General features: G+C 64.0%; 25 protein-coding genes. 14 read left to right on the top strand and 11 right to left on the bottom strand.

Annotated elements, in window-relative coordinates; all coding sequences use genetic code 11:
- Window positions 1-72: 72 nt before the first annotated feature.
- On the top strand, window positions 73-1,854 hold the full coding sequence (locus A3840_RS20125; protein ID WP_067453142.1) for a hypothetical protein: 1,782 nt from the start codon (window positions 73-75) through the stop codon (window positions 1,852-1,854).
- A 283-nt stretch (window positions 1,855-2,137) separates the two neighbouring features.
- Here the strand turns inward: A3840_RS20125 and arfB are convergent, their stop codons facing one another.
- From arfB to A3840_RS05490, 6 genes are all read right to left on the bottom strand, one after another.
- On the bottom strand, window positions 2,138-2,566 hold the full coding sequence (gene arfB, locus A3840_RS05515) for an alternative ribosome rescue aminoacyl-tRNA hydrolase ArfB (RefSeq protein ID WP_067453135.1): 429 nt from the start codon (window positions 2,564-2,566) through the stop codon (window positions 2,138-2,140).
- 138 nt (window positions 2,567-2,704) lie between these two features.
- Entirely contained in the window at window positions 2,705-2,929 is a 225-nt protein-coding gene (locus tag A3840_RS05510; RefSeq protein ID WP_131798256.1) for a hypothetical protein, read from the bottom strand.
- Window positions 2,929-4,920, bottom strand: coding sequence for a threonine--tRNA ligase (thrS, locus tag A3840_RS05505; protein WP_067453131.1), 1,992 nt, complete (start codon window positions 4,918-4,920; stop codon window positions 2,929-2,931). The genes A3840_RS05510 and thrS overlap by 1 nt, the downstream gene beginning before the upstream one ends.
- Before the next feature lie 93 nt (window positions 4,921-5,013).
- Window positions 5,014-5,415 (bottom strand): GFA family protein, encoded by a 402-nt coding sequence (locus A3840_RS05500; RefSeq protein WP_109442283.1) that lies wholly within the window; start codon window positions 5,413-5,415, stop codon window positions 5,014-5,016.
- Window positions 5,402-5,722, bottom strand: a complete 321-nt coding sequence (gene yidD, locus A3840_RS05495) for a membrane protein insertion efficiency factor YidD (RefSeq protein ID WP_245676553.1) — start codon at window positions 5,720-5,722, stop codon at window positions 5,402-5,404. Before yidD ends, A3840_RS05500 begins: the two co-directional genes overlap by 14 nt.
- A gap of 11 nt (window positions 5,723-5,733) precedes the next feature.
- On the bottom strand, window positions 5,734-6,186 hold the full coding sequence (locus tag A3840_RS05490; RefSeq protein ID WP_067453122.1) for an iron-sulfur cluster assembly scaffold protein: 453 nt from the start codon (window positions 6,184-6,186) through the stop codon (window positions 5,734-5,736).
- Between the two features lie 150 nt (window positions 6,187-6,336).
- Between A3840_RS05490 and folE the strand changes: the two genes are divergently transcribed.
- The 5 genes from folE to A3840_RS05465 all read left to right on the top strand — a co-directional run bounded on the left by folE (window position 6,337) and on the right by A3840_RS05465 (window position 10,934).
- Window positions 6,337-6,963 carry a GTP cyclohydrolase I FolE gene (folE, locus tag A3840_RS05485; protein ID WP_067453118.1) on the top strand — a complete coding sequence of 209 codons (627 nt, stop codon included), beginning with the start codon at window positions 6,337-6,339 and terminating at the stop codon, window positions 6,961-6,963.
- 185 nt (window positions 6,964-7,148) lie between these two features.
- Complete coding sequence (gene corA / locus A3840_RS05480; RefSeq protein WP_067453115.1) at window positions 7,149-8,129, top strand: magnesium/cobalt transporter CorA; 981 nt, start codon at window positions 7,149-7,151, stop codon at window positions 8,127-8,129.
- A 194-nt stretch (window positions 8,130-8,323) separates the two neighbouring features.
- Window positions 8,324-8,773, top strand: a complete 450-nt coding sequence (gene hisI, locus A3840_RS05475) for a phosphoribosyl-AMP cyclohydrolase (protein WP_067453112.1) — start codon at window positions 8,324-8,326, stop codon at window positions 8,771-8,773.
- Between the two features lie 457 nt (window positions 8,774-9,230).
- Entirely contained in the window at window positions 9,231-10,109 is an 879-nt protein-coding gene (locus tag A3840_RS05470; RefSeq protein WP_067453110.1) for a DMT family transporter, read from the top strand.
- 297 nt (window positions 10,110-10,406) lie between these two features.
- Window positions 10,407-10,934 carry a DUF6886 family protein gene (locus tag A3840_RS05465; protein WP_067453107.1) on the top strand — a complete coding sequence of 176 codons (528 nt, stop codon included), beginning with the start codon at window positions 10,407-10,409 and terminating at the stop codon, window positions 10,932-10,934.
- Window positions 10,935-10,976: 42 nt separating this feature from the next.
- Here the strand turns inward: A3840_RS05465 and A3840_RS05460 are convergent, their stop codons facing one another.
- Window positions 10,977-11,711, bottom strand: a complete 735-nt coding sequence (locus tag A3840_RS05460) for a rhomboid family intramembrane serine protease (RefSeq protein ID WP_067453104.1) — start codon at window positions 11,709-11,711, stop codon at window positions 10,977-10,979.
- A 185-nt stretch (window positions 11,712-11,896) separates the two neighbouring features.
- On the opposite strand from A3840_RS05460, the gene A3840_RS05455 reads away from it, so the two are divergent.
- The 3 genes from A3840_RS05455 (at window position 11,897) to A3840_RS05445 (ending at window position 14,068) form a co-directional block, all read left to right on the top strand.
- Entirely contained in the window at window positions 11,897-12,550 is a 654-nt protein-coding gene (locus tag A3840_RS05455; protein ID WP_067453102.1) for a PAS domain-containing protein, read from the top strand.
- A gap of 108 nt (window positions 12,551-12,658) precedes the next feature.
- The gene (locus A3840_RS05450; protein ID WP_082903673.1) at window positions 12,659-13,291 is read left to right on the top strand and encodes a PilZ domain-containing protein; all 633 of its coding nucleotides are present in this window, start codon (window positions 12,659-12,661) and stop codon (window positions 13,289-13,291) included.
- Window positions 13,292-13,447: 156 nt separating this feature from the next.
- On the top strand, window positions 13,448-14,068 hold the full coding sequence (locus A3840_RS05445) for a transglutaminase-like cysteine peptidase (protein WP_082903672.1): 621 nt from the start codon (window positions 13,448-13,450) through the stop codon (window positions 14,066-14,068).
- A gap of 104 nt (window positions 14,069-14,172) precedes the next feature.
- On the opposite strand, the gene A3840_RS05440 is transcribed toward A3840_RS05445, so the two are convergent.
- Window positions 14,173-14,493 carry a DUF6949 family protein gene (locus tag A3840_RS05440; RefSeq protein ID WP_067453096.1) on the bottom strand — a complete coding sequence of 107 codons (321 nt, stop codon included), beginning with the start codon at window positions 14,491-14,493 and terminating at the stop codon, window positions 14,173-14,175.
- An 84-nt stretch (window positions 14,494-14,577) separates the two neighbouring features.
- On the opposite strand from A3840_RS05440, the gene A3840_RS05435 reads away from it, so the two are divergent.
- Window positions 14,578-15,255, top strand: a complete 678-nt coding sequence (locus A3840_RS05435) for a hypothetical protein (protein WP_067453093.1) — start codon at window positions 14,578-14,580, stop codon at window positions 15,253-15,255.
- Window positions 15,256-15,288: 33 nt separating this feature from the next.
- Here the strand turns inward: A3840_RS05435 and A3840_RS05430 are convergent, their stop codons facing one another.
- From A3840_RS05430 to A3840_RS05420, 3 genes are all read right to left on the bottom strand, one after another.
- Window positions 15,289-15,507 (bottom strand): DUF3126 family protein, encoded by a 219-nt coding sequence (locus tag A3840_RS05430; RefSeq protein WP_067453089.1) that lies wholly within the window; start codon window positions 15,505-15,507, stop codon window positions 15,289-15,291.
- Window positions 15,508-15,621: 114 nt separating this feature from the next.
- Window positions 15,622-16,446 carry a serine O-acetyltransferase gene (cysE, locus tag A3840_RS05425; protein ID WP_067453086.1) on the bottom strand — a complete coding sequence of 275 codons (825 nt, stop codon included), beginning with the start codon at window positions 16,444-16,446 and terminating at the stop codon, window positions 15,622-15,624.
- A gap of 81 nt (window positions 16,447-16,527) precedes the next feature.
- Window positions 16,528-17,298, bottom strand: coding sequence for an alpha/beta fold hydrolase (locus A3840_RS05420; protein WP_067453083.1), 771 nt, complete (start codon window positions 17,296-17,298; stop codon window positions 16,528-16,530).
- Between the two features lie 144 nt (window positions 17,299-17,442).
- Between A3840_RS05420 and A3840_RS05415 the strand changes: the two genes are divergently transcribed.
- The 4 genes from A3840_RS05415 (at window position 17,443) to A3840_RS05400 (ending at window position 20,751) form a co-directional block, all read left to right on the top strand.
- On the top strand, window positions 17,443-17,688 hold the full coding sequence (locus tag A3840_RS05415) for a zinc-finger domain-containing protein (RefSeq protein WP_067453397.1): 246 nt from the start codon (window positions 17,443-17,445) through the stop codon (window positions 17,686-17,688).
- 8 nt (window positions 17,689-17,696) lie between these two features.
- Window positions 17,697-18,869, top strand: coding sequence for an FAD-dependent monooxygenase (locus A3840_RS05410; RefSeq protein ID WP_067453082.1), 1,173 nt, complete (start codon window positions 17,697-17,699; stop codon window positions 18,867-18,869).
- An 84-nt stretch (window positions 18,870-18,953) separates the two neighbouring features.
- Window positions 18,954-20,291: a TCR/Tet family MFS transporter gene (locus tag A3840_RS05405; protein WP_067453079.1), complete on the top strand. Its 1,338-nt coding sequence runs from the start codon at window positions 18,954-18,956 to the stop codon at window positions 20,289-20,291.
- Window positions 20,269-20,751 carry a GNAT family N-acetyltransferase gene (locus A3840_RS05400; RefSeq protein WP_067453394.1) on the top strand — a complete coding sequence of 161 codons (483 nt, stop codon included), beginning with the start codon at window positions 20,269-20,271 and terminating at the stop codon, window positions 20,749-20,751. The genes A3840_RS05405 and A3840_RS05400 overlap by 23 nt, the downstream gene beginning before the upstream one ends.
- Window positions 20,752-20,853: the final 102 nt, after the last annotated feature.

The following is a 20,853-nucleotide window of genomic DNA, read 5'->3' as shown; positions in this document are numbered from 1 at the left end:
CAATGACAAATCTTGCTGTTGAATAGGCTGAGGCCATTCACCAGAAATTCCGGATGGAAACGGGAGAGAACCATGTTCGTCAATTCGCCAGCCTCGCGCCTGCCGGCTCTCGCCGCCGCCTGCCTGCTCAGCGTCGCCCTGCCCGCCGCGCCGGCCCTGGCTAAGGAAAAGACCAAGAGCAAGCAGGCCGCGCCCGCCGCGATCGAGGTCGATTACTCCATTTCCATCCCCGTCGTGGATACCGTCGACTCCTCCATTTCCGACGAAACTCTCACCGCCATCCTGGCCGGCGCGGTGGCCGAGTATGCCGATGAACTGGCCGGACTCGACGCCACCAGCATCACGGTGCCGGAAATCGTGGTCACCGTCACCTCCCAGCGCGACGACACCGAGAACCGCGCAGTCGTGACCTTCACCGACCTGGTCCTCACCGATATCGTCGATGGGGTGGCGGGCAGCGTCAGCCTCGGCCGCACCCTCATGGAGACCGGCGAGACCGATGCCGATTTCGGCGCCGTCTCCGCCGCCAATTTCGACATCGGCCAGATGCTGGCCGTCTATGGCCTGGTCGAGGCCGGCAGCCCCGCCATCGAGACCATCTATACCGATTTCTCCGCCACGGGCGGCACCATGCGCGCCGAGGATGTTGACTGCACCTTCGGCGCCATCACCGGCGCCGAATTCAAGGCCCGCCCGCTCAAGACCTCCTTTGCCGAGATGACGGCTTTGGTTCAGGCCATGGAAGACGATCCGGACGATTTCGACCCAGCCCTGATCGGACAATTCGTGCGCATGTATGCCGATATCCTCACCGCCTTCGAAACCTCCGAAGTGACTTTTGAAGGCATGTCCTGCGAGGGCGTCGAAGATGGCAGCGCCTTGCGCTTCAACATTGCCGGCATGGTCATGGGCGGCATGTCGCCGGGCGTCTATCCGTCGATTTCCATGAACCGGCTCGACGTGGAGATCGAGGGCGACGGCTCGGTCCTGCTCGACAATCTCACCATCAAGCAGACCGATCTCAGCAACACCATCGCCCTGCTCGAAACCGTGCCGGACGATGTGGACGCCGCCTGGTTCGACGATAATGCGCGCCTGCTCATGCCCTCCATGGAAGGCTTCGCCCTGTCCGGGCTCGCGGTGGACGTTCCCGATCCCGATGACGAAGACGCGCGCATCAAGGTCAATGTCGGCGCTTTCGACCTGACGCTGGGCGCCTATCGCAACGGCATCCCGACCGCCCTCGACGTCTCCGCCAGCAATATCCAGGCGCCCGTGCCGGAGGATACCGGCGACGAGGCGCTGGACCAGCTCCGCGCGCTGGGCATCACCGAGGTTGATGCCGGCTTCCGCCTCGCCGCCGCCTGGAACGAGGCCACGAACAGCATCGATATCGAGGAAGTCTCCGCCTCCGGCGTGGATTTGGCCAGCGTCACCCTGGCGGGCACCATCGCCAATGCCACCGCCGACCTCTTTGACCTGAACGAAAACACCGCCCTCGCCGCCGCCATGGGCGTGGCGGTGAAGTCGCTCAATGCCAGTGTCGTGGACGACGGCCTGGCCGATCTCATCCTTGCCATCGCCGCCACCGAACAGGGCGGCGACCCGGCCACGCTCCGCCCCATCTATGCCGATCTCGCCAAGGGCACGGTGATCGGCCTCCTGGCCGGCGTCGCCGATGCCGCCAAGATGGGCGACGCCGTGGCCGCCTTCGTCTCCGGCACCGCGAAAACCCTCGAAATCGCCATCACCGCCAAGGACGATCCGGGCCTGGGCATCGCCGATTTCATGGCCGCCGAAGACGACCCGACCAGCCTGCTCGGCAAGGTCAATATCAGCGCGGAATCGAAATAGAGCACGCTGGGATATCGGCGCCCGCCGATATCCCTTCGCCCTTAAGAGCGGGCTGTTGCATATGGGCCCATAGGTTCGAGAGGATCACCCCCCTCCCCAGCCCTCCCCGCAAGGGGGAGGGTGCGGGGCCGGCGTGGGGTACAAAACTTGCCCCATACTGGATGTGGCACCTCCCCCTTGACGGGGGAGGATGGGAGGGGGTGCGGGAGGCACGACATACCTGGCCATATGTGCCCCGTTTGCCGACAGGATAAACGGCACCGACACACGCCGTACCAAGCCCCTATTCCTCGCCCGGCCGCCCGCGCATCTGCTTGACTTCGGAGCGCTTGGCCTTGCCCTCCAGCCGCCGCTTCTTCGACGCCAGGGTCGGCCGCGTCGCGATGCGGGGCTTGGGTGGATAGGCGCCTTCCCGGATCAGCGCCACCAGCCGCGCCAGGGCCTCGGCGCGGTTGAGCGGCTGGTCGCGATGCGAATTGGAGGTGATGACGATCACCCCGTCCTTGGTTAGCCGGCTGCCGGCCAAGGCCGCCACGCGGCGCTTCACCGGTTCGGACAGGCTCGGGGAATTGACGAGGTCGAAGCGCAATTGCACCGCGCTCGCCACCTTGTTGACATTCTGCCCGCCCGGGCCGGAAGCCCGCACGAAACTTTCCTCGATCTCCGCCGGATCGATGGAAATGGAGCGGGTGATCTGAATCGGTTCGGCCATCGATACCCGCTCCTGCACTCACCCTTGACGAGAGGCCCTTTTCGATGCGCCGTCATTTCCACTGAGTCATTCCCGCGAAAGCGGGAACCTCTGTTTATAAACGAAGGTCCCCGCTTTCGCGGAGCTGTCTGGCAATAATCAGCGCTTCCACCGCCCGGTGAAATAGACTTCCTCGTCGTGGATGATACGGCCCTTTTCGGTGGTCCGGAACTTGCCCGGCGCCACCTCTTCCACCCACTTCTTCTTCAGCATGCCGGCAAAGGTCTTTTCGCCGATATCCTTGAAGTCATCCGGGCCGAGGACCTTGTCCTCGCCCAGATGATAGAGGGCCTTCATTTCCCGGTTGGACGGACGTTGCGGCATCAGGCGGCCTTTTCGGCTTCTTCCTTGAGGTCCGGCGGGGTCGCCTCGGCCATCAGCGAGACCAGGGCATCCATGAACGGCTCGACCTTCTGGCCTTCGGTCCCGAGGCGGCGCACCGAGACGGTACCCTCCTCGGCCTCGCGCTTGCCCACCACGAACATCAGCGGCACCTTCTGCACCGAGTGCTCGCGCACCTTGTAATTAATCTTCTCGTTGCGCGTGTCGATCTCGGCGCGGATGCCGGCGGCCTTGAGCTGGTTCACCAGCTTTTGGGCATAATCATCCGCTTCCGACACGATGGTAGCCACCACCACCTGGGTCGGCGCCAGCCACATCGGCATCTTGCCGGCATAGTTTTCCAGCAGGATGCCGATGAACCGCTCCAGCGAGCCCAGGATGGCCCGGTGCAGCATCACCGCATATTGGCGGCTGCCATCCTCGGCCACATAGGTCGCGTCGAGCCGCTCGGGCAGCACGTAATCGAGCTGTAGCGTGCCCACCTGCCAGGACCGGCCGATGGCGTCCTTGAGATGGAATTCGAGCTTGGGCGCATAAAAGGCCCCCTCGCCCTCGGCGATCTCGAAATCGTAGCCGGTGGCGCGCAGGGCGTCGCCCAGCGCCTTTTCCGCCGCGTCCCAGCGCTCGATCGTGCCGCCGAATTTTTCCGGCCGCGTCGCCAGCTTGATGATCACGTTGTCGAAGCCCATATGGCCATAGACCGAATAGAGCAGATGCACGAAATGCTCGGTCTCGCTCTGGATCTGGTCCTCGCGGCAAAAGATATGGGCGTCGTCCTGGGTCATCTGCCGCACGCGCATCAATCCATGCAGCGCGCCATGCGCCTCATTGCGGTGACAGCAACCGAATTCGGCCATGCGCAGAGGCAGATCGCGGTAAGACTTGATGCCCTGGTTGAAGATTTGCACATGCGCAGGGCAGTTCATCGGCTTGAGCGCCAGCAGGTCAGCGCCGGCCTCGAAGATGGGCTGGTCGTCCTCGGTATTGGGCACCTGGTCGGGCACCACGAACATGTTTTCGCGGTACTTGCCCCAATGCCCGGACTGTTCCCAGAACTTGGCATGCATCAATTGCGGCGTCTTGACTTCCTGATAGCCGGATTTGCCGAGCCGCCGGCGGATATAAGCTTCCATCTGGTTGTAGATGACGAAGCCGCGCGGATGCCAGAACACCGAGCCCTGCGCCTCTTCCTGCAGATGGAACAGATCGAGGTCGCGGCCTATCCTGCGATGGTCGCGCTTTTCGGCCTCTTCCATCATCGTCAGATAGGCGTCGAGCTCCTCGCGCGTGGCGAAGGCCGTGCCATAGATGCGGCTCAGCACCTCGCGATTGCTGTCGCCGCGCCAATAGGCGCCCGCGACCTTGGTCAGCTTGAAGGCCTGGCCGACATCTTTCACGCTCCGCATATGCGGGCCGCGGCAAAGGTCCATCCACTGGCCCTGCTTGTACATCTTGATCGACTGGTCGGCCGGAATCGCATCGACCAGTTCGACCTTGAATGCTTCGCCCTTGGCTTCGAACCAGTCCTTGGCCTGGTCACGGCTCCATACTTCCTTGGTGAAGACGGCGCCGCGCTCGACGATTTCGGCCATCTTCTTCTCGATGACGCGCAGCTCGTCTTCCGTGAACGGCCCCGCCGGACGGTAGAAGTCGTAGTAGAAGCCGTTCTCGATCACCGGGCCGATCGTCACCTGCGTGTCGGGCCACAGCTCCTGCACCGCCTCGGCCAGCACATGCGCGGCATCGTGCCGGATCAGTTCCAGCACGTCCTTGCTGCCGCTGTCGCGCGTCACGAATTCGATACGGCCATCGTCTTCCAGCGCGTCGGACAGGTCGGACAACACGCCGTTCCACTTCATGGCCACCGTCTTCTTGGCCAGGCTCTTGGAGATTCCCTCCACGATCTCGGTGCCGGTAGTGCCGCGCGAATAGTCGCGAGCAGCACCATCGGGGAACGTCACCTTGATCGACATTTTGAGTCTCCATGAAATCGATTGGTCGCGCTAAAACGGCGCGAGGCCGCTGCTTAGCATGAATGGACGGGAATTCCAGCCTTTACATGGCCTTCAGCCCGGCAACCCCTCGAATTGCGGCAGGTCATCGCCGATCTCGTACCACGGGGCCTTCGAGCCCACGAACATGTGGAACGATGGCTTCACCGAGGGCGTATCGATCAGCGTGCCCATGGCCACATGCGTGTTGCCATTATCGGCGATGACCGAATAAAGGAACGAGCCGCAGGCGCCGCAATGTACGTCATGACTGCCGGGCGGCGTTCCGTAGATCAGCAAGGCATCCTCGCCCCGGGTCAGGCGCAGCCTTCCGGTCTTGATCGCGGCCATCGGCTTGAACGCCGAGCCCGTCGCCCGCCGGCAGCGCGAGCAATGGCAGTAGAAGGCGGCGTGGAACGCGTCTTCCACCGCATAGGCCACCGCGCCGCATAGGCAGCTTCCCTCAAGCATGGTCATGCTTCTCTCCCCTCCATTGTCCATAGCGCCACGGCAGATACCACCGGCCCGCCTCCGGAAGCTTTTCCGGCACCGGATCATAGCCATGCGTCCCACCCGGCCGGCAGCGCCAGAGCCGCGCCAGCCCCATCCATCCGCCCGGCCAGAAACCGAATGTCCAGATCGCGTCGCGGGTGAATTCCGAGCAGGTCGGCAGGTGCCGGCACGTCCGCCCGGTAAAGGCCGAGAGCGTGTAGCGATAAAGCGTGATGAGGAAAATGGCGGCGACCTTGAATGGAAAATCCACCACCCGCCAGAACAGCGACATGACTCGATCCATCAACCCAGCGCCGCAAGAGCCTGAGAAGACTCGAGCTTTTCGATCGCCGCCGCCACCGCATCGAAGACCAGCAATGTCGAGACATGCCGGTTCGGATAGTCCCGCACCGGTTCGAGATATTTGAGATCGTCCCACTTGCCGCCCGGCGGCGGTCCACCATCCTTGAGCATGTCGTGCATCTGCGCCCGCACGGCCAGGAACTCGGCCACCGGCGTGCCGACGATTTCCCGCGCCACCACCGCCGCCGAGACCTGGCCCAGCGCACAGGCCGAAACCTCATGCCCATAGCCGGCGATCGCCCCGTCCCGCACGACGACATCGACCTCGATCATCGAGCCGCACACCCGGCTGACCTTGCGGGCCGACGCATCGGCATCGGCGAGCCGCCCCGGCTGAGGGGCATTTCCCGCCAGATCCAGGATGCGTTCGGAATAGAGATCGCTCAGTTCCATGTTTGCGACAATTCTGTTTCTTGTTCCGGTCCCGTTCCGCTTCTATATAGGAGGTCTCCACTGGACTGTCAGGAGAAATGCTCCTGCCATGATCCGACACGCCTTAACCCACGTTATAGGGGCGGTCGCAACGCTAAGGAGCCGGACCCGATGGATGCCCAAGTCAAGCCGCTCAAGCCTGTGCCCGCCACGCCGGGGGCATCGCCCCGTCCCAGCCGGGAAGAGGCCGAGGCCGCGGTGCGCACCCTGATCGCCTGGGCCGGCGACGATCCGAACCGCGAAGGCCTGCTGGAAACCCCGGCCCGCGTCGCCAAGGCCTATGGCGAGCTGTTCGCCGGCTATGGCCAGGACGCCCGCGAAGTGCTCTCCAAGACCTTCCGCGAGGTCGGCGGCTACGATGATCTCGTGCTGGTCAAGGACATCCCCTTCTATGCCCATTGCGAGCATCACATGGTGCCCTTCTACGGCAAGGCGCATATCGCCTACCTGCCCCATGAGGGCGTGGTGGGCCTGTCCAAGCTGGCCCGCCTGGTGGAAGTCTTCGCCCGGCGCCTGCAGACCCAGGAAACCATGACGGCGCAGATCATCGACGCCATCAACGAGAACCTGGGCCCCCGCGGCGCCGCCGTCATGCTCGAGGCCGAGCATATGTGCATGACCATGCGCGGCGTGAAGGCCCATGACGTCAAGACCGTCACCCACCGTTTCACCGGTGTCTTCGCCGAGGATCGCGTCGAGCAGGACCGCTTCTTCGCCATGGTGGCCGGCCGCCGCTGATCGGCCGCGCCTTTCCATCGCTCCGGCCGCACTTTGTGCTGGCGGAGCCTTCGCCAACGGGCTAGACCGGCCGGGCAATGACCGATCCCTCTTTACGGAACGCATCGACATATCCTTACGGCAGAGCGCTCTAGCGCCCGGGTGAACCGGCGCGCGCGAAGCGCCGGCAAACCATGGAGCCAGCCATGCTGAAAGCCTTCACCTGCATCGATGACCTGCTGACCGAAGCCCCCTTTGCCGGTGACGCCTCGGGCCTCGTCTGGATCGATCTCCACAATCCCACCCTCGAGGAGGATCAGGCGATCGAACGCGCGCTCGGCATCACCGTCCCGTCCCAGGCCGACATGGCCGAAATCGAGCTCTCCTCGCGGCTTTATCACGAGGACGGCGCCGAATTCCTCACCCTGACCGCCCTGGCCAATCTCGACGGCGACGACGTCATCAAGATGCCGGTGACCTTCATTCTCAAGGGCAATACCCTGGTCACCGTCCGCTGGTGCGATCCGCGCCCCTTCGCCGCCTATCGCATCCGCGCCGCCCGACAGAAGGACAATCCCCCGCGCAGCGGCGAGCATGTCATGCTCGGCCTGCTCGAAGCGCTGATCGATCGCATGGCCGATGCGCTCGAACGCGTCGGCACCGATGTCGACCACATTTCCCGCGAGATTTTCCGCAACAAGGCCCGCAATGTCTCCAAGAAGACCCGCGACCTCCAGGCGGTGATCGAAAAGATCGGCACCAAGGCCGAATTGCTCAATCTCATCCAGGAAAGCCTGGTCAGCATGGGCCGCCTCACCGCCTATCACACCGCCATGGACGACGCGCAGCGCCGCACCGCCAGCAAGGAAAACCGCTACCTGCTCAAGGTCATCCAGCGCGATGCGCTGTCCCTGGGCGAACACGCCCGTGGCCTCAACGGCCGCGCCAGCTTCCTGCTCGACGCCACCCTGGGCCTCATCAATCTCGAACAGAACCAAATCATCAAGATTTTCTCGGTCGCCGCCGTCGTCTTCCTGCCCCCGACGCTGGTGGCCTCGATCTACGGCATGAACTTCGACATCATGCCCGAGCTGCATTGGGATTTCGGCTATCCCTTCGCCATCTTCCTCATGATCCTCTTCGCCGTCCTGCCCTACCTCTTCTTCAAGCGGAAGGGCTGGCTGTAAGGCTGGCATACTTGGTGTCATCCCCACCACAGATCGTCACCCTCGGGCTCGACCCGAGGGCCCTTACCTGCCCATCGCCCCACCGCGCAGCGCAAGCCGGGATTGACAACCGGGAACAGCCTCGGCACCGGCGCCCCCTTCCCCCCATCCCCCATCCGCGCTAAAGCCGCTCCATCGCAACCGGAGCCCCGGCCATGACCATTGCCTTTGCCGATCCGCAATCCCTCGACCACGCCGCTCTCGAGGAAGGCACCATTTTCGCCCCCCGCTTCGACGCCCATGGCCTCATCACCGTGGTCACCACCGAAGCGGGCACCAACGACATCCTCATGGTCGCGCATATGAATGCCGAGGCCCTGTCGCTGACGCTCGAAACCGGCATCGCCCATTACTGGTCCCGGTCCCGCAAGGCGCTCTGGAAAAAGGGCGAGACCTCGGGCGAAATGCAGGAAGTGGTCGAACTGCGCACCGATTGCGATCAGGATTGCCTGGTCATGACCGTCCGCCAGACCGGCCGCGGCGCCGCCTGCCACACCGGCCGCAAGACCTGCTTCTATCGCCGCGTCACCCTGTCGGACGATACGGCCGATCTCGAAGACACCGGCCTGCCTCGCCTCTTCGACCCCAAGGCCGTCTACGGCTAACCCGAGCCCACGGCCTCACCCCTGCCTGCTGAGGGCGTTCCTCGAGGAGGCCTTCTCACTCCGGAGTCATTCCCGCGAAAGCGGGCATGGCTACCGCATATGGGCCGATAAAAAGGATGGGTGGGGGTGCCGGCAAGCACGAGACATGGCCCAAATGCGATAGCCCTGCCCTTGAGAGGATGGAATGAGGGGCCCAGCGGCAACTCACCCGGCACAAGCAAAACACCGATCCATCCCCGCCGTCATTGCCGGGCTCGTCCCGGCAATCCAGCCCGCCGTCAGACCAAGCAAAGGATGAGCGGCGGGTTGCGACCCCATTTGTGGATGCGGACAGCCGACCGAACGGACGAAATGGCGTGTTGCACACCTGGCGTCGCCCCCGCTTTCTGCAATGGCTAGTGGTTGCGTCAGAACGGGGCTATGCTCCATTTCCGACCGAGACCAAAAGGATACTGCGTTGAGGGTCGCCGTGCTCGCGACGATAGCGCTGCTCGCTTTTTCAGCCAATTCGGTTCTGGCTAGGCTGGCGCTGGGCGCAGGAGATATGAACGCCACTGGCTATACCGGTGTGCGGATCGTGTCGGGAGCCCTGACTTTGGCCGCAATCCTCTATTTCCGCGAGCGCAGGAATAGTGACGCGAGAATCGAAATCAGTGGCAGTTGGCGAGGGGCCGCAGCTTTGTTCGGCTACGCGCTGGCCTTCTCAATCGCCTACCTCATGCTGGGGGCCGGGACCGGCGCGCTCATCCTCTTCGCCAGCGTGCAGGTCGGCATGCTGGCATGGGCCATTCTGAAAGGTGACAGGCCAGGGCCTTGGGAGTGGCTCGGATTCGGCGTTGCTTTTGTTGCCCTGGTATTTCTCGTGGCGCCGGGACTGGTGGCGCCGCCGCTGCTCGGCACGGCATTGATGGCCACCGCAGGGATGTCCTGGGCGGCATATTCCGTGCTGGGACAGAGCTCTCGTGCGCCGTTGGCTGATACCGCCGGAAATTTCATTCGCTGCCTGCCGATTGCCCTCGTGCTGGTGGCAATTTCCGATCCGGCGCATACGAGCAGCGCGTCGGGTCTGGCCTATGCAGTCGCCTCGGGAGCAATTGCTTCTGGAATAGGCTATGCCATTTGGTACACCGTGCTGCCGAGCATGACCCGTACTAGCGCGGCATTCGTCCAATTGACGGTTCCCGCCATTGCCGCGGCAGGTGGCGCGCTGTTCATCGGAGAGCCGCTGACTGGTCGCCTGCTGATTTCGTCTGTGGGAATTCTTGGCGGTGTCGCACTGGCGCTATTCGCCGCGAACCTGCGTAGAGCCAAGGCGACGCAGACGAGCGCAGCATGAAGCCGGCCTATCCGTGGTCCCTGCACAAACCCGGGACTATGACGCTGGAAACCTGCGGCAGTCACAGCGCCTGAATGGTTGCAGAGCCAGAAGCCATCCTTCGCAAACGGTCCCGATGCGACGGCGATTGAAGTCCGCTTTGGTGGTTTCGCACCCAAGAGCCAACTGACAGTTTCCACCCCATTCCCGTCGTTTTGCCGTCACTTCGCCATCCCCCGAAACCGGTCATGACAATGCAGGATTTCGACCTTAAGGTCGTTGCCATTTCGCAGCAGACCGGAGGTTCAGTCGGCCAGAATGCGCCTGTTCCACTTTAGCGACGATGCTGCGATCTCTACCTTCATCCCGCGTCCGGTATTGGTGCCGTCTCAGCGCGCGCCCGGCATGGAATGGTTGAATGGCGCCTTGGTATGGGCAATCGAGGAACGGGTAGATTTTATGTACCTCTTCCCCCGCGACTGCCCGCGCATCCTGATTTCAGCAACCGAGCGAACGAACGAGGCTGACAGGACAAGGTGGTTGGGCGCCTACCGCGCGGTGGCATACATCGAGCGAGACCGACTTCGCGAAATAGCGACCACGGCCCTGCATCGCTACCACCTACCCAACGATAGCTTTGAAAATTTGCAGGACGCAGGCATGTGGGTCAGCCGGATCGCGGTGAAACCCCTTCGTTGCGATATGCTTTCCGATCTGCCGGCAGCGCTCGCCACCCGGGGCGTGGATCTCCGAGTAGTCGATAGCCTGCTTCCATTAAAGGGCCTTTGGCAAACAACGCTGCATGCCAGCGGCATCAGGCTGCGCAACGCGAGAGGATGGGCATAATCTCGTCGCATCGGCTCGAATGACCGCTTGCCTCCACGCCCCTCACACCTTCCGCTCGAACAGCCCCACCAGCAGAAACCCCGCCAGAAACCCGCCCAGATGCGCCTGCCAGGCCACGGCCAGCGATTGGCCCGTCACCACGGGCACCAGCGGCACGGCGGCGTTGAGGATCAGCCAGATCAGGGTGAAATAGCGCGAGGGCGGATTGGTGAAGACCTCTCTCATGCTGGCCAGCCGCCGCCCGAGCATGACCGGCTCCCCGGTCTCCGGATGCCGGCCCATCAGGATGGGCTGGAAGATGAAGCGGATGGCCGCGCCGGTCAGCCCGGCCACCCCGCCCGAGGCGCCGATCAGGTAGATGCCCTCATAGAGCGTCGTGGCCGCGAACAGGGCCGCGCCCGCCGCCGCCGAGACCAGGAACAGGCTCAGCATCGCCACTGCCCCATAGCGCCGGGCGACCGGCGTGGCGAAGATCACCAGCCAGGCGGTGTTGAACAGCAGATGGTCCCAGCCGGCATGCAGCAGGGCATGGGTGAAGGGCGTCCACAGCAGCGGGACCGCCAGGCCCGGATCATGGGCCATCAGCAGGATGCGATAGGGCTGGAAGGCGAACCAGAACATCAATTCGATCTGGCCGTCCTCGTTAAGAACAAGGGTTGATGCCAGGTGAATGGCGATGAGCAATCCTGCGAGCACCGTAACGGCGCCGGGCAGCAGGAAGACCGGCTCTCGCGCCGGAGAGCCCGGCACGCCGGGGTTTTGGCCTTGTTCACTCATGCACGACGTCCTGTAAACCCGGCGCCATATGGGGTCGCGTTAACTTTTCCACATCCGGCGGCCGGCGTTAACCTTAACTCTTCTTTAAGCGGGCATTGGCTTCGGCATTTTGCGATGGTTGGAGCGTTGCGGGCAGACCCTCTCCGAGAAGGTCTTCCGAGGCCAGTCAGACCGGGTTCCTGAACATGCAGATGCCGAGCACCACGACGCTCTATACCTATTGGAACACGATTCGCGGTGCGCGTAGCGCGCCGGATCGCCGCGACATCGACCCGACCCGCATCCGCGAGGCCCTGGCCAATACCTTCATTCTCGAACTGGACGAGCATGACAGGTTCTCCTTCCGCCTGGCCGGCTCGCATCTGTGCACCTCTTATTGCCGCGAACTCAAGGGCCGCTCCTTCTCGGCCCTCTGGCACGATCGCGACAACGACGCCATGGAAACGCTGATCCGCGCCGTCACCGAGGACCACGCCGTCGCCCTCGTCACCTTCCAGGGCTCCACCGCCCTGCAGACCAAGGTGAATTTCGAGACCATCCTCATGCCGCTGCGCCACAATGGCTCGACCCACACGCGCATCCTGGGCGCCATGACCGCGCTGGAGGAGCCCTATTGGCTGGGCGTGCAACCCGTGCTCGAACAGCGCATCACCGGCCTGCGGCTGATCTGGCCGGACGAGATTTCCGCCGAGGACACGGTGCGCGAGGTCATGTCCAGTGTCGTCAACGACGTACAGTTCACCGCCGGCTCCCCCACCGCCCTGCCCACCACCATCTATGGCCGCACGGCGCGCCGCTATGCGCACCTGGCCGTCATCGACGGCGGCCGCGACAATTGAGCAATATCGGGCCTTTGCCGCTAATCGGCGGGGTCCGTCTCACCAAGCGTTAACCAAAACCAGCTAGGTTCCTGTGGATTCCCCCGACTGCGTGGAACAGGTTGACCTATGCTCAGTGATGACTATTCCGCGCCGCAATCCGCTTCCCCCGGCCCCATCAAGGCCGCGGACCAGCGTTTCCAGCGGGTCCGGGTATCCATCCTTGGCCGCTACATGCTGGCCGACCGCCGAGAATTCCCCTGCCAGGTGCTGTCCATGTCGCCGGGCGATGCCGTGGTCATCGCCCCGGTAGCCGGCATTGTCGGCGAGCGCATCATCGCCTATCTCGACCATATCGGCCGCATCGAGGGCACCATCCTGCATCAGGTCGATGGCGGCTTCGTCATGGATATCGCCGCGTCCCCCCGCAAACGCGACAAGATGGCGGCCCAGCTCACCTGGCTGGCCAACAAGGACCTGCTCAACCTGCCCGAGGACCGGCGCCACGAACGCGTCGTGCCCGACATCCGCCATTCCACCGTCGTCCTCGACGATGGCCGCCGCTACAATTGCAAGATCATCGACATCTCGCTCTCCGGCGCCGCCATCGAGCTCGACGTTCGCCCGGCCATGGGCACGCCGATCACGCTCGGCCGCATGCGCGCCCGCGTCGTCCGCCATTTCCAGAACGGGGTCGCCGTCGAATTCGCCTCGGCCCAGGAAATGCTAAACGTTGTGCAGCAGAATCTGCGTGTGAACTAGGCTCAACGCTAACAGTCTGCTAGCCAAATCGCCCCGGATGTCATGGTTAAGTCAGCCCTAAGGGCTTCGATAAAACACGCATAAAAACTGCTCGGCAATTTTCGGATCGGCCTAAAACCGCCCGCCTAATGTGGTCTCCATCAGGGAGACTACACAATGGCTTTGAACAAGAAGGGAATGCTGGCGGGCCTCGTTACGGCTTTGATTATGCTGGCAAATCCCGCCGCGGCAATCGACCTCACCAATGTCGCTTTCATCCAGACCAGCGCCGGGACCACCTCCATTCCCGTCGGCCATCTCGAATTCTGCCAGTCCCGTCCCGCCGAATGCCGCCCCCACGACCAGGTCGTGCCGGCCACGGTGCTGACCGACGCCAACTGGCAGCAGCTCGTCTCCGTAAATACCTATTATAATCAAACGATTACCCCCGTCACCGACGAGGAACTCTATCAGGTCGCCGAGTTCTGGACCTATCCCAACGGCTATGGCGATTGCGAAGACTTCGCCCTGATCAAGCGCCGCGACCTCATCGCCGCCGGCTGGCATCCCTCCACCCTGCTGATCGCCGTGGTCAAGGAAGCCAACGGCAATGGCCACGCCGTCCTCATCGCCCGCACCGATCGTGGCGATCTCGTCCTCGACAACCAGGACGGCGCCATCCGCCTGTGGAGCGAGACGCCCTACAAATACATCAAGCGCCAGTCCCAGGCCCATGCCGGCCAGTGGGTGGACATGATCGACGACCGCGTCACCGTCATCGCGGCGAACATGCACTGAGTTTCCGGACCCCGCCCAAAGCCTAACCCTGACAGGGGTCTGAAGAGCAAGGCCGGCCCGCGCGAGCGGAGCCGGCCTCGCTGTTTTCTCGACCGTTCAACGGATTAGTAGCGCAACGCGACGTAAGCGCTCATGAACAGCAACCCGGTGATGAAGGCCCAGCCAAAGGCCACCAGGGCCGAAAACAGCACCGAGGCCATCGAGATGGTGCCGCCCTCCTCATGCCGCCAGCCATATTGCAGCATGATATAGGGACCGCAAACGAAGCTCATGACCAGATTGCCGAGCGCGACCAGATAGGTGCTGCCATCCATGCGCAGCATGGCCGGCTGCCGGGTGAGCCATTGATAGAGATGCGTCGCCATTCCCGAAACGCACAGCCCCACGCCCATGATGAACGCCGCGAGCAGGAGTTCCCTCGTCATGCTGCACCTCGCTACCGAATTTACCCTTTATTAAGCATATTGACCGCCCTATTGCCTGTCACCTCTAGGCGAGAAAACTGGTTAATGCTGGCCCCGATATCCACAAATGGCCCGGCGGAGACGCGTGGTGCGCTGGCCTACAACCTGGCCGGCATAGCTGTTCTGGTGCTTTTGCTGGCTGTGGGGCTGGCCTATCTCGTTGATCGGGCCGGCCAAATTCCCGCTCGCCCCGTGGCAGCTCTAGGCGATGGCGATGCGGTGCAGCAGACCATTGCCGGCCGGGAACTGGAAATCCCCGCCACCTGGTTCCGCTATGGCGAGCAGATGAAGGCCGGCTTCGCCAGCCAGATCGACCTGCAATTCATGCTGGAGCTGGAACCCGGTCTGGCGCCGATCCCCGTCGGCGTGACCTTGCTGCCGCGCAGCCGCGCCCGGCCGAGCAGCGCCCTGCTCGACGCGGTCTACCTGCATCATTTTGAAGAGGGTACCGTGGGCGGCGTACCCGGCCTCGTGGGGAAAGCCCTGGTGCCGCGGGATGGTTATGCCGGGGAAATGGTCTGGTACGACCCGCTTTCGCCCATGCCCTTCGTGGCCAAATGCGCCCAGGCCGTGGAGCCGGGGCGGCCGGAGCAATGTCTGCGCACCATTCACCTGCAAAGCGGCCTGGCAGCGGTTCTGAGCTTCGGGGCCGAAGCCCTGCCCTATTGGCGCGGCTTCGACCAGGAACTGGCCCTCTGGTTCGACCAGATCGGCGCGCTTTAGCCTGAGCGGCCGCCCCGAAGGGGGGCGGCCCTGTCAGTCCAGATCTTCGAGGTCGATATCCAGGATCGACATCGAGAACATGTAGGACTTGTCGCCGTCCTCGTCATCGACATGGATCAGGCCGATCGATTCCTCGCCGATGAACACTTCCACGGAATCGTTCAGCTTGGCGCGTGGCCTCACGTCGATATTGCGGTTGTTGAACTTCTGCTGCAGGAACTTCTGCAGCTTGATGATCTCGGGATGGTTCACGGGAGCATGTCCTGCTGGTTTCGTTGAGCCGGCAATCTAGTGCCTGTCCCGGCGCTGGCAAGTGCCCGAACCGGGCATTTCCGGGTAAAACGCCCTTGCCGCGCTTGCGTTCAATCAACTGGCGTCGTGAACGAGAACCATCTGATCCATGACCAGAGCCGGCTGGGCGCAACCCGCCTCGCCGATCACCTTTGCGGGAACACCCGCGACCGTGGTGCGCGGCGGCACTTCCTTGAGCACGACCGAACCGGCGCCGATCCGCGAGCAATCGCCCACCTTGATATTGCCGAGCACCTTGGCGCCGGCGCCGATCAGCACACCGTTGCCGATCTTGGGATGACGATCCTGATCCGACTTTCCGGTGCCGCCCAGGGTCACGTTCTGCAACATGGAGACATTGTCGCCCACCAATGCCGTTTCGCCGATGACGAGGCCAGTGCCGTGATCGAGCATGATCCCCTTGCCCATGACGACGGCCGGATTGATATCGACCTGGAACACCTGGCTGGAGCGGCTTTGCAGGTAAAGCGCGAAGTCCCGCCGGCCGGCGCGGTGCATGGCGTGGGCGAAACGATGGGTCTGGATGGCCTGATAGCCCTTGAAATAGAGCAGCGGCTCGACCGCCCGATGGCAGGCGGGGTCGCGCTCCAGCGTCGCGGCCAGATCGACGCGCGCAGCCTGCCCGATGGCCGGATCGTCCCGCAACGTCTCGGCGAAGGCCTGCCGGATCATGTCGGCGGAAACTTCCTCGTGATCGAGCCGCGATGCCAGGCGATGAGCGAGCGCATCTTCGAAACTGTCATGGTTGAGCACGTTGGACAGGACCAGATTGGCCAATGACGGCTCGCTATCCAGCACCTGCTTCGCCCCGGCGCGCACGGCTTCCCAAACGGGGTCCACGGATTGGATATGGACGGACTTCTTGGGGCTGCCGCTCATGGCGTGGCACTCCGCTTCATCGATAAATGACGATATAAGCCAGATCGTTCTATAAAACAAAGCCCCAGCAGGCTGATTGGTTCATGATTCCTGCGCAATCGGGAATGTCCTGCCCAGAAATTCAAGCGTTGCGGACTTGAACACCTTGTCGCCGGTCGCGCGCATGTGATCGCGCCGGGGGATCAGAACCGCCTCGCCATGCGGCAATAGCTCGGCCAGCGCCTCGGGGCGGCCCGCCATTTCGTCCGCCTCTCCCACCGCCACCAAGACCGGCACCTCGATCCGCCGCACATCGGCGCGGGCCATGGGCTGGCGCGAGGTCTCCATGCAGGCCGCCAGGGCCTCGCGGTCCGAACCGGTATGATCGGCGAAGATGCGGAATTGCCGGGCCGTGGGACGGGTGAGGTCCGACAGATCGGGCGCCCGCAGCCCGGCAATGATGTCATTGCCGTCGGTGAGGCCGTTGATGAGATTGGTGCCCATGCCGCCGAATATCGCCGCGGCAACCCGCTCCGGATGGGAAAAGGCCATGAAGGCCGCGATTCGCGCACCCATCGAATAACCCAACACTGCCGCGCGGCCGATTCCCAAATGGTCGAGCAGGGCAATGGCGTCGTCGGCCATCTGGCTCGGATAATAGAGCTCGGGATCGTGCGGCTTGTCCGACGCGCCATGGCCGCGATTGTCCAGCGTGATCGCCTGGTAGCCGGCGCCGGTAAGCGTTTCCACCCAGCCGGTATCGATCCAGTTGACCTTGCCGCTGGAGGCAAAGCCATGGACGCAAAGGACCGGGGCGCCCGCGCCATGGACTTCATAGGCGAGCGAGAGGCCTGATGTCGTGAAATGGGGCATGGGTCGATCCTTCTGGCTGCTGATGGGGGTTTTGCGGCTTGGCGGGGCAAAATCAAGGACAATCGGACGCTGCCTTTGCCCTTTTCTTGCCCGGGGGCTTTGGCTATGGTCGCGCCAATTCCAACCACCACCCAGGTTCCGACCATGGCCCACGGCTCGACCCCGCATTTCCACAACACGCAAGGTCTGCGTTCCATCGAGATCGGGTCCAAGGAATTCCAGTGCATCGGCGCCCTGCCCCCGTTCGATCATCCCCATGTCTTCCTCGACATGGGCAAGGAAGACGAAATCGTCTGCCCCTATTGCTCGACGCTCTACGTTTATAAGGCCGAACTGGGTGCCGGGCATGCCAACCCTGCCTCCGCCATCTTCCAGGCCGACGCCGCCTGAGTGATGCCATGCCCGCCACGGGCCGCAATTTCATCATCGCGGGAGCCGGCATTTCCGGCCTGACGCTGGCGCTTGGCCTGGCCAAGTTCGGCGCCAGTGTCGTCGTGCTCGAGCGTAGCCCCGACATCCAGGAATTCGGCGCGGGCCTGCAGATCAGCCCCAATGCCCGCCATTGCCTCGACAGCCTGGGCCTGGGCGAAGCGCTGGACCGCGTGAGCTTCGAACCGGCCGCGCTCGATCTCTATCCCCGCGGCAGCCAGAAGCCCGCCGCTCATATGGAGCTGGGCGCCATCATGCGCGAGCGCTTTGGCGCGCCCTATACGGTGATGCACCGGGCGGACCTGGCCGACGTGCTCTACAAGGCCTGCCGGCGCTTCGCCAATATCGACATCCTGTTCGGCGTCCGGCACTGGGATGTCGTCTCCCATGCCCGCGGCGTGAGCGTGGCCATAGACGAAGCCGACGGCCAGGCCCGGACCAGCCGCGCCGAGGCCTTTATCGGCGCCGATGGCGTCCACTCCCAGACCCGGCGCGCCGTCCTGGGCGGACCCGATGCGCTGTTCGGACGGCGAATCGCCTGGCGCGCCCTGGTGCCGTTCGACCTCGTCTCCGGACAGATCGCGCCGGATCGCGTATCGGTGTTCTTCGGCACCGGGTTTCATCTGGTCTGCTACCCCCTGCCGCATCGCCGCCAGGTCAACCTGGCCCTGTTCATGCCCGGCGCCAAGCCGGACCCCGCGCACCAGCCGCGCCCCTCGCGGGCCGGTCCACGCGTCGAGGCCATCGTGGCGGCGGCGGGCGGCACATGGACGCCATGGCCGTTGTACACGGTGCAGGCCCCGGCCTGGCATCAGGGCAATATCGGGCTGATCGGCGACGCCGCCCACGCCATGGTGCCGTTCCAGGCGCAGGGCGCGGCCATGGGAATCGAGGACGCCACCGTCCTCGCGCCCCTGCTGGTGGAAACGGACGGAGCCGGCGAGGCCTTCGCCCGTTATGCCGGGATGCGCCAGGAGCGGACCCGGCGGGTTGCAGCGCTTTCGGGACGCAATGGCCGCATTTTCCATCTGCCCTGGCCGCTGAGCCTGGCGCGGGATGCCGTGATCGCGGCGCAGGGCCCGCGGGCCCATCTGCGGCGCCTGGGCTGGATTTACGACTACCGGGCCGGCGCCACCAATTAGGCGGCCTTGCGCTTCGCGGCCCCGGCGTGTCAATTGCAGCTTTAGGCCCCCGGAGCGGTCCAAGAAGAAGGTTCGAACCACCGCATGCAAGCTTCGACGCGCTCCAGACTGACGCTGACCTGCATTCTGATCACCATTCTGCTCGACATGATCGGCGTGGGCATCATCGTGCCGGTCCTGCCCGAGCTGCTCGAGGAATTGACGGGCGGCAGCGTGGCCGACGCGGCCGTGATCGGCGGCTACCTGGTCTTCGCCTATGCCTTCATGCAATTCGTGTTCTCGCCCATCCTGGGCAATCTGTCGGACCGCTTCGGCCGCCGGCCCGTCCTGCTGCTGTCGCTGCTGGGCCTGACCTTCGACTACCTGATGATGTCGATCGCGCCCTTCGTCTGGTATCTGTTCGTGGGCCGCATCATCGCCGGCATTGCCGGGGCCGCCCTGGCGACGGCGACGGCCTATATGGCCGACATCACCCCGCCCCATAAGCGCACCCAGCGCTTCGGCCTGATCGGCGCCGCTTTCGGGCTCGGCTTCATCATCGGCCCGGTGATCGGCGGCGAGCTGGGCGAAATCGGCCCGCGCGTGCCCTTCTTCGCCGCCGCCGGGCTTGCCTTCGCCAATTTCCTCTTCGGCCTCCTGGTCCTGCCCGAAAGCCTGCCCAAGACCTCGCGCCGGAAATTCGATATCCGCCGGGCCAATCCGCTGGGCGCGGTGCTGGCGCTGAAGAAATATCCCTCGGTGCTGTGGCTGCTGGGCGTGCTGTTCTTCTTCCAGCTCTCCGCCCAGGCCCTGCCCACGGTGTTCAGCTATTTCACGGTCGAGATGTTCAATTTCTCCTCCTCGGCCATCGGGCGGACGCTGGGCGGCTTCGGGCTGGGCTTCGCCATCAGCCAGGCCCTGCTGGCCGGTCCCCTGTCGCGCGGCATGGGCGAGCCCGCCGTGGCCATGATCGGCCTGCTGGCGGCGGTGACCGCCTTTGCCGGCATCGCCTTCGCCGCCGATGTCTACCACCTCTACCTGTTCATCCTGGTGGGCACGATCAGCGGCCTGGCGCCGCCGGCCATCAATGGCGTGCTGTCGCGGCAGGTGCCCGACAACAGCCAGGGCGAATTGCAGGGCGCCGTCAACGCCGCCAGCTCGCTGGCCACCATTATCGGGCCGCTCGCGGCCACCCAGATCTTCTCCTATTACACCACGTCCCCCGGCGCCCATGACTACTTCCCCGGCGCCCCCTTCATCGCCGCCAGCGCCAGCGTCGCCGTGGCGCTGCTGCTCTTCGCCTTTGCCGCCTGGCGGTTCGAGCTGGGTCATCGCCCCAGCATTGCCGACCACCCCCACGCCCCCGAAATCCCGCCCCCCGGCCAGGTCCGGGTGCCCCCGATCGATGAAGATGAACGCTATAACGATCCGCCCCGCCGCTGAGGCCGACTGGCCCGCCATCCTCGCCATGCTGAAGCCGGTCTTCGCGGCCGGCGAGACCTATGCCGTGGACCGCGACCTCGACGACGAGGCCATTCGCACCTTCTGGATGATGCCGGCCCACGAGGTCTTCGTCGCCGAAATCGAGGGGGACGTGGCCGGCACCTATTACCTCATGGCCAACCGCCATGGCGGCGGCGCCCATGTCGCCAATTGCGGCTATGTCACCGCCGCTTCGGCCCAGGGGCGCGGCGTCGCCAGCGCCATGTGCCGCCATTCGCTGCAGCGGGCGCGCGAGCGCGGGTTCCGGGCCATGCAGTTCAACCATGTCGTCTCCACCAATAAGGGCGCCGTGGCCCTGTGGCAGAAGCTCGGCTTCGACATCGTTGGCACCCTGCCCGGTGCCTTCGAGCACCCCGTCCACGGCTTTGTGGACGCCTATGTGATGTACCAGACCCTCTAGCAGGCAGGCCCTTTCGCCGGACGGTTCAAAAACCTCCGGGTTTACTTAGTCGATGGAAGCCCCGAGGCGGATTCCGCCTCAGAATTTAAAAACGAGACGCAA

The sequence above is a fragment of the Devosia elaeis genome (genome assembly GCF_001650025.1).
In the GTDB taxonomy this organism is placed as follows: Bacteria; Pseudomonadota; Alphaproteobacteria; order Rhizobiales; family Devosiaceae; genus Devosia; species Devosia elaeis.
The sequence above is the reverse complement of the archived record's forward strand: the minus strand, read 5'-3'. Positions and strand labels throughout refer to the sequence as shown.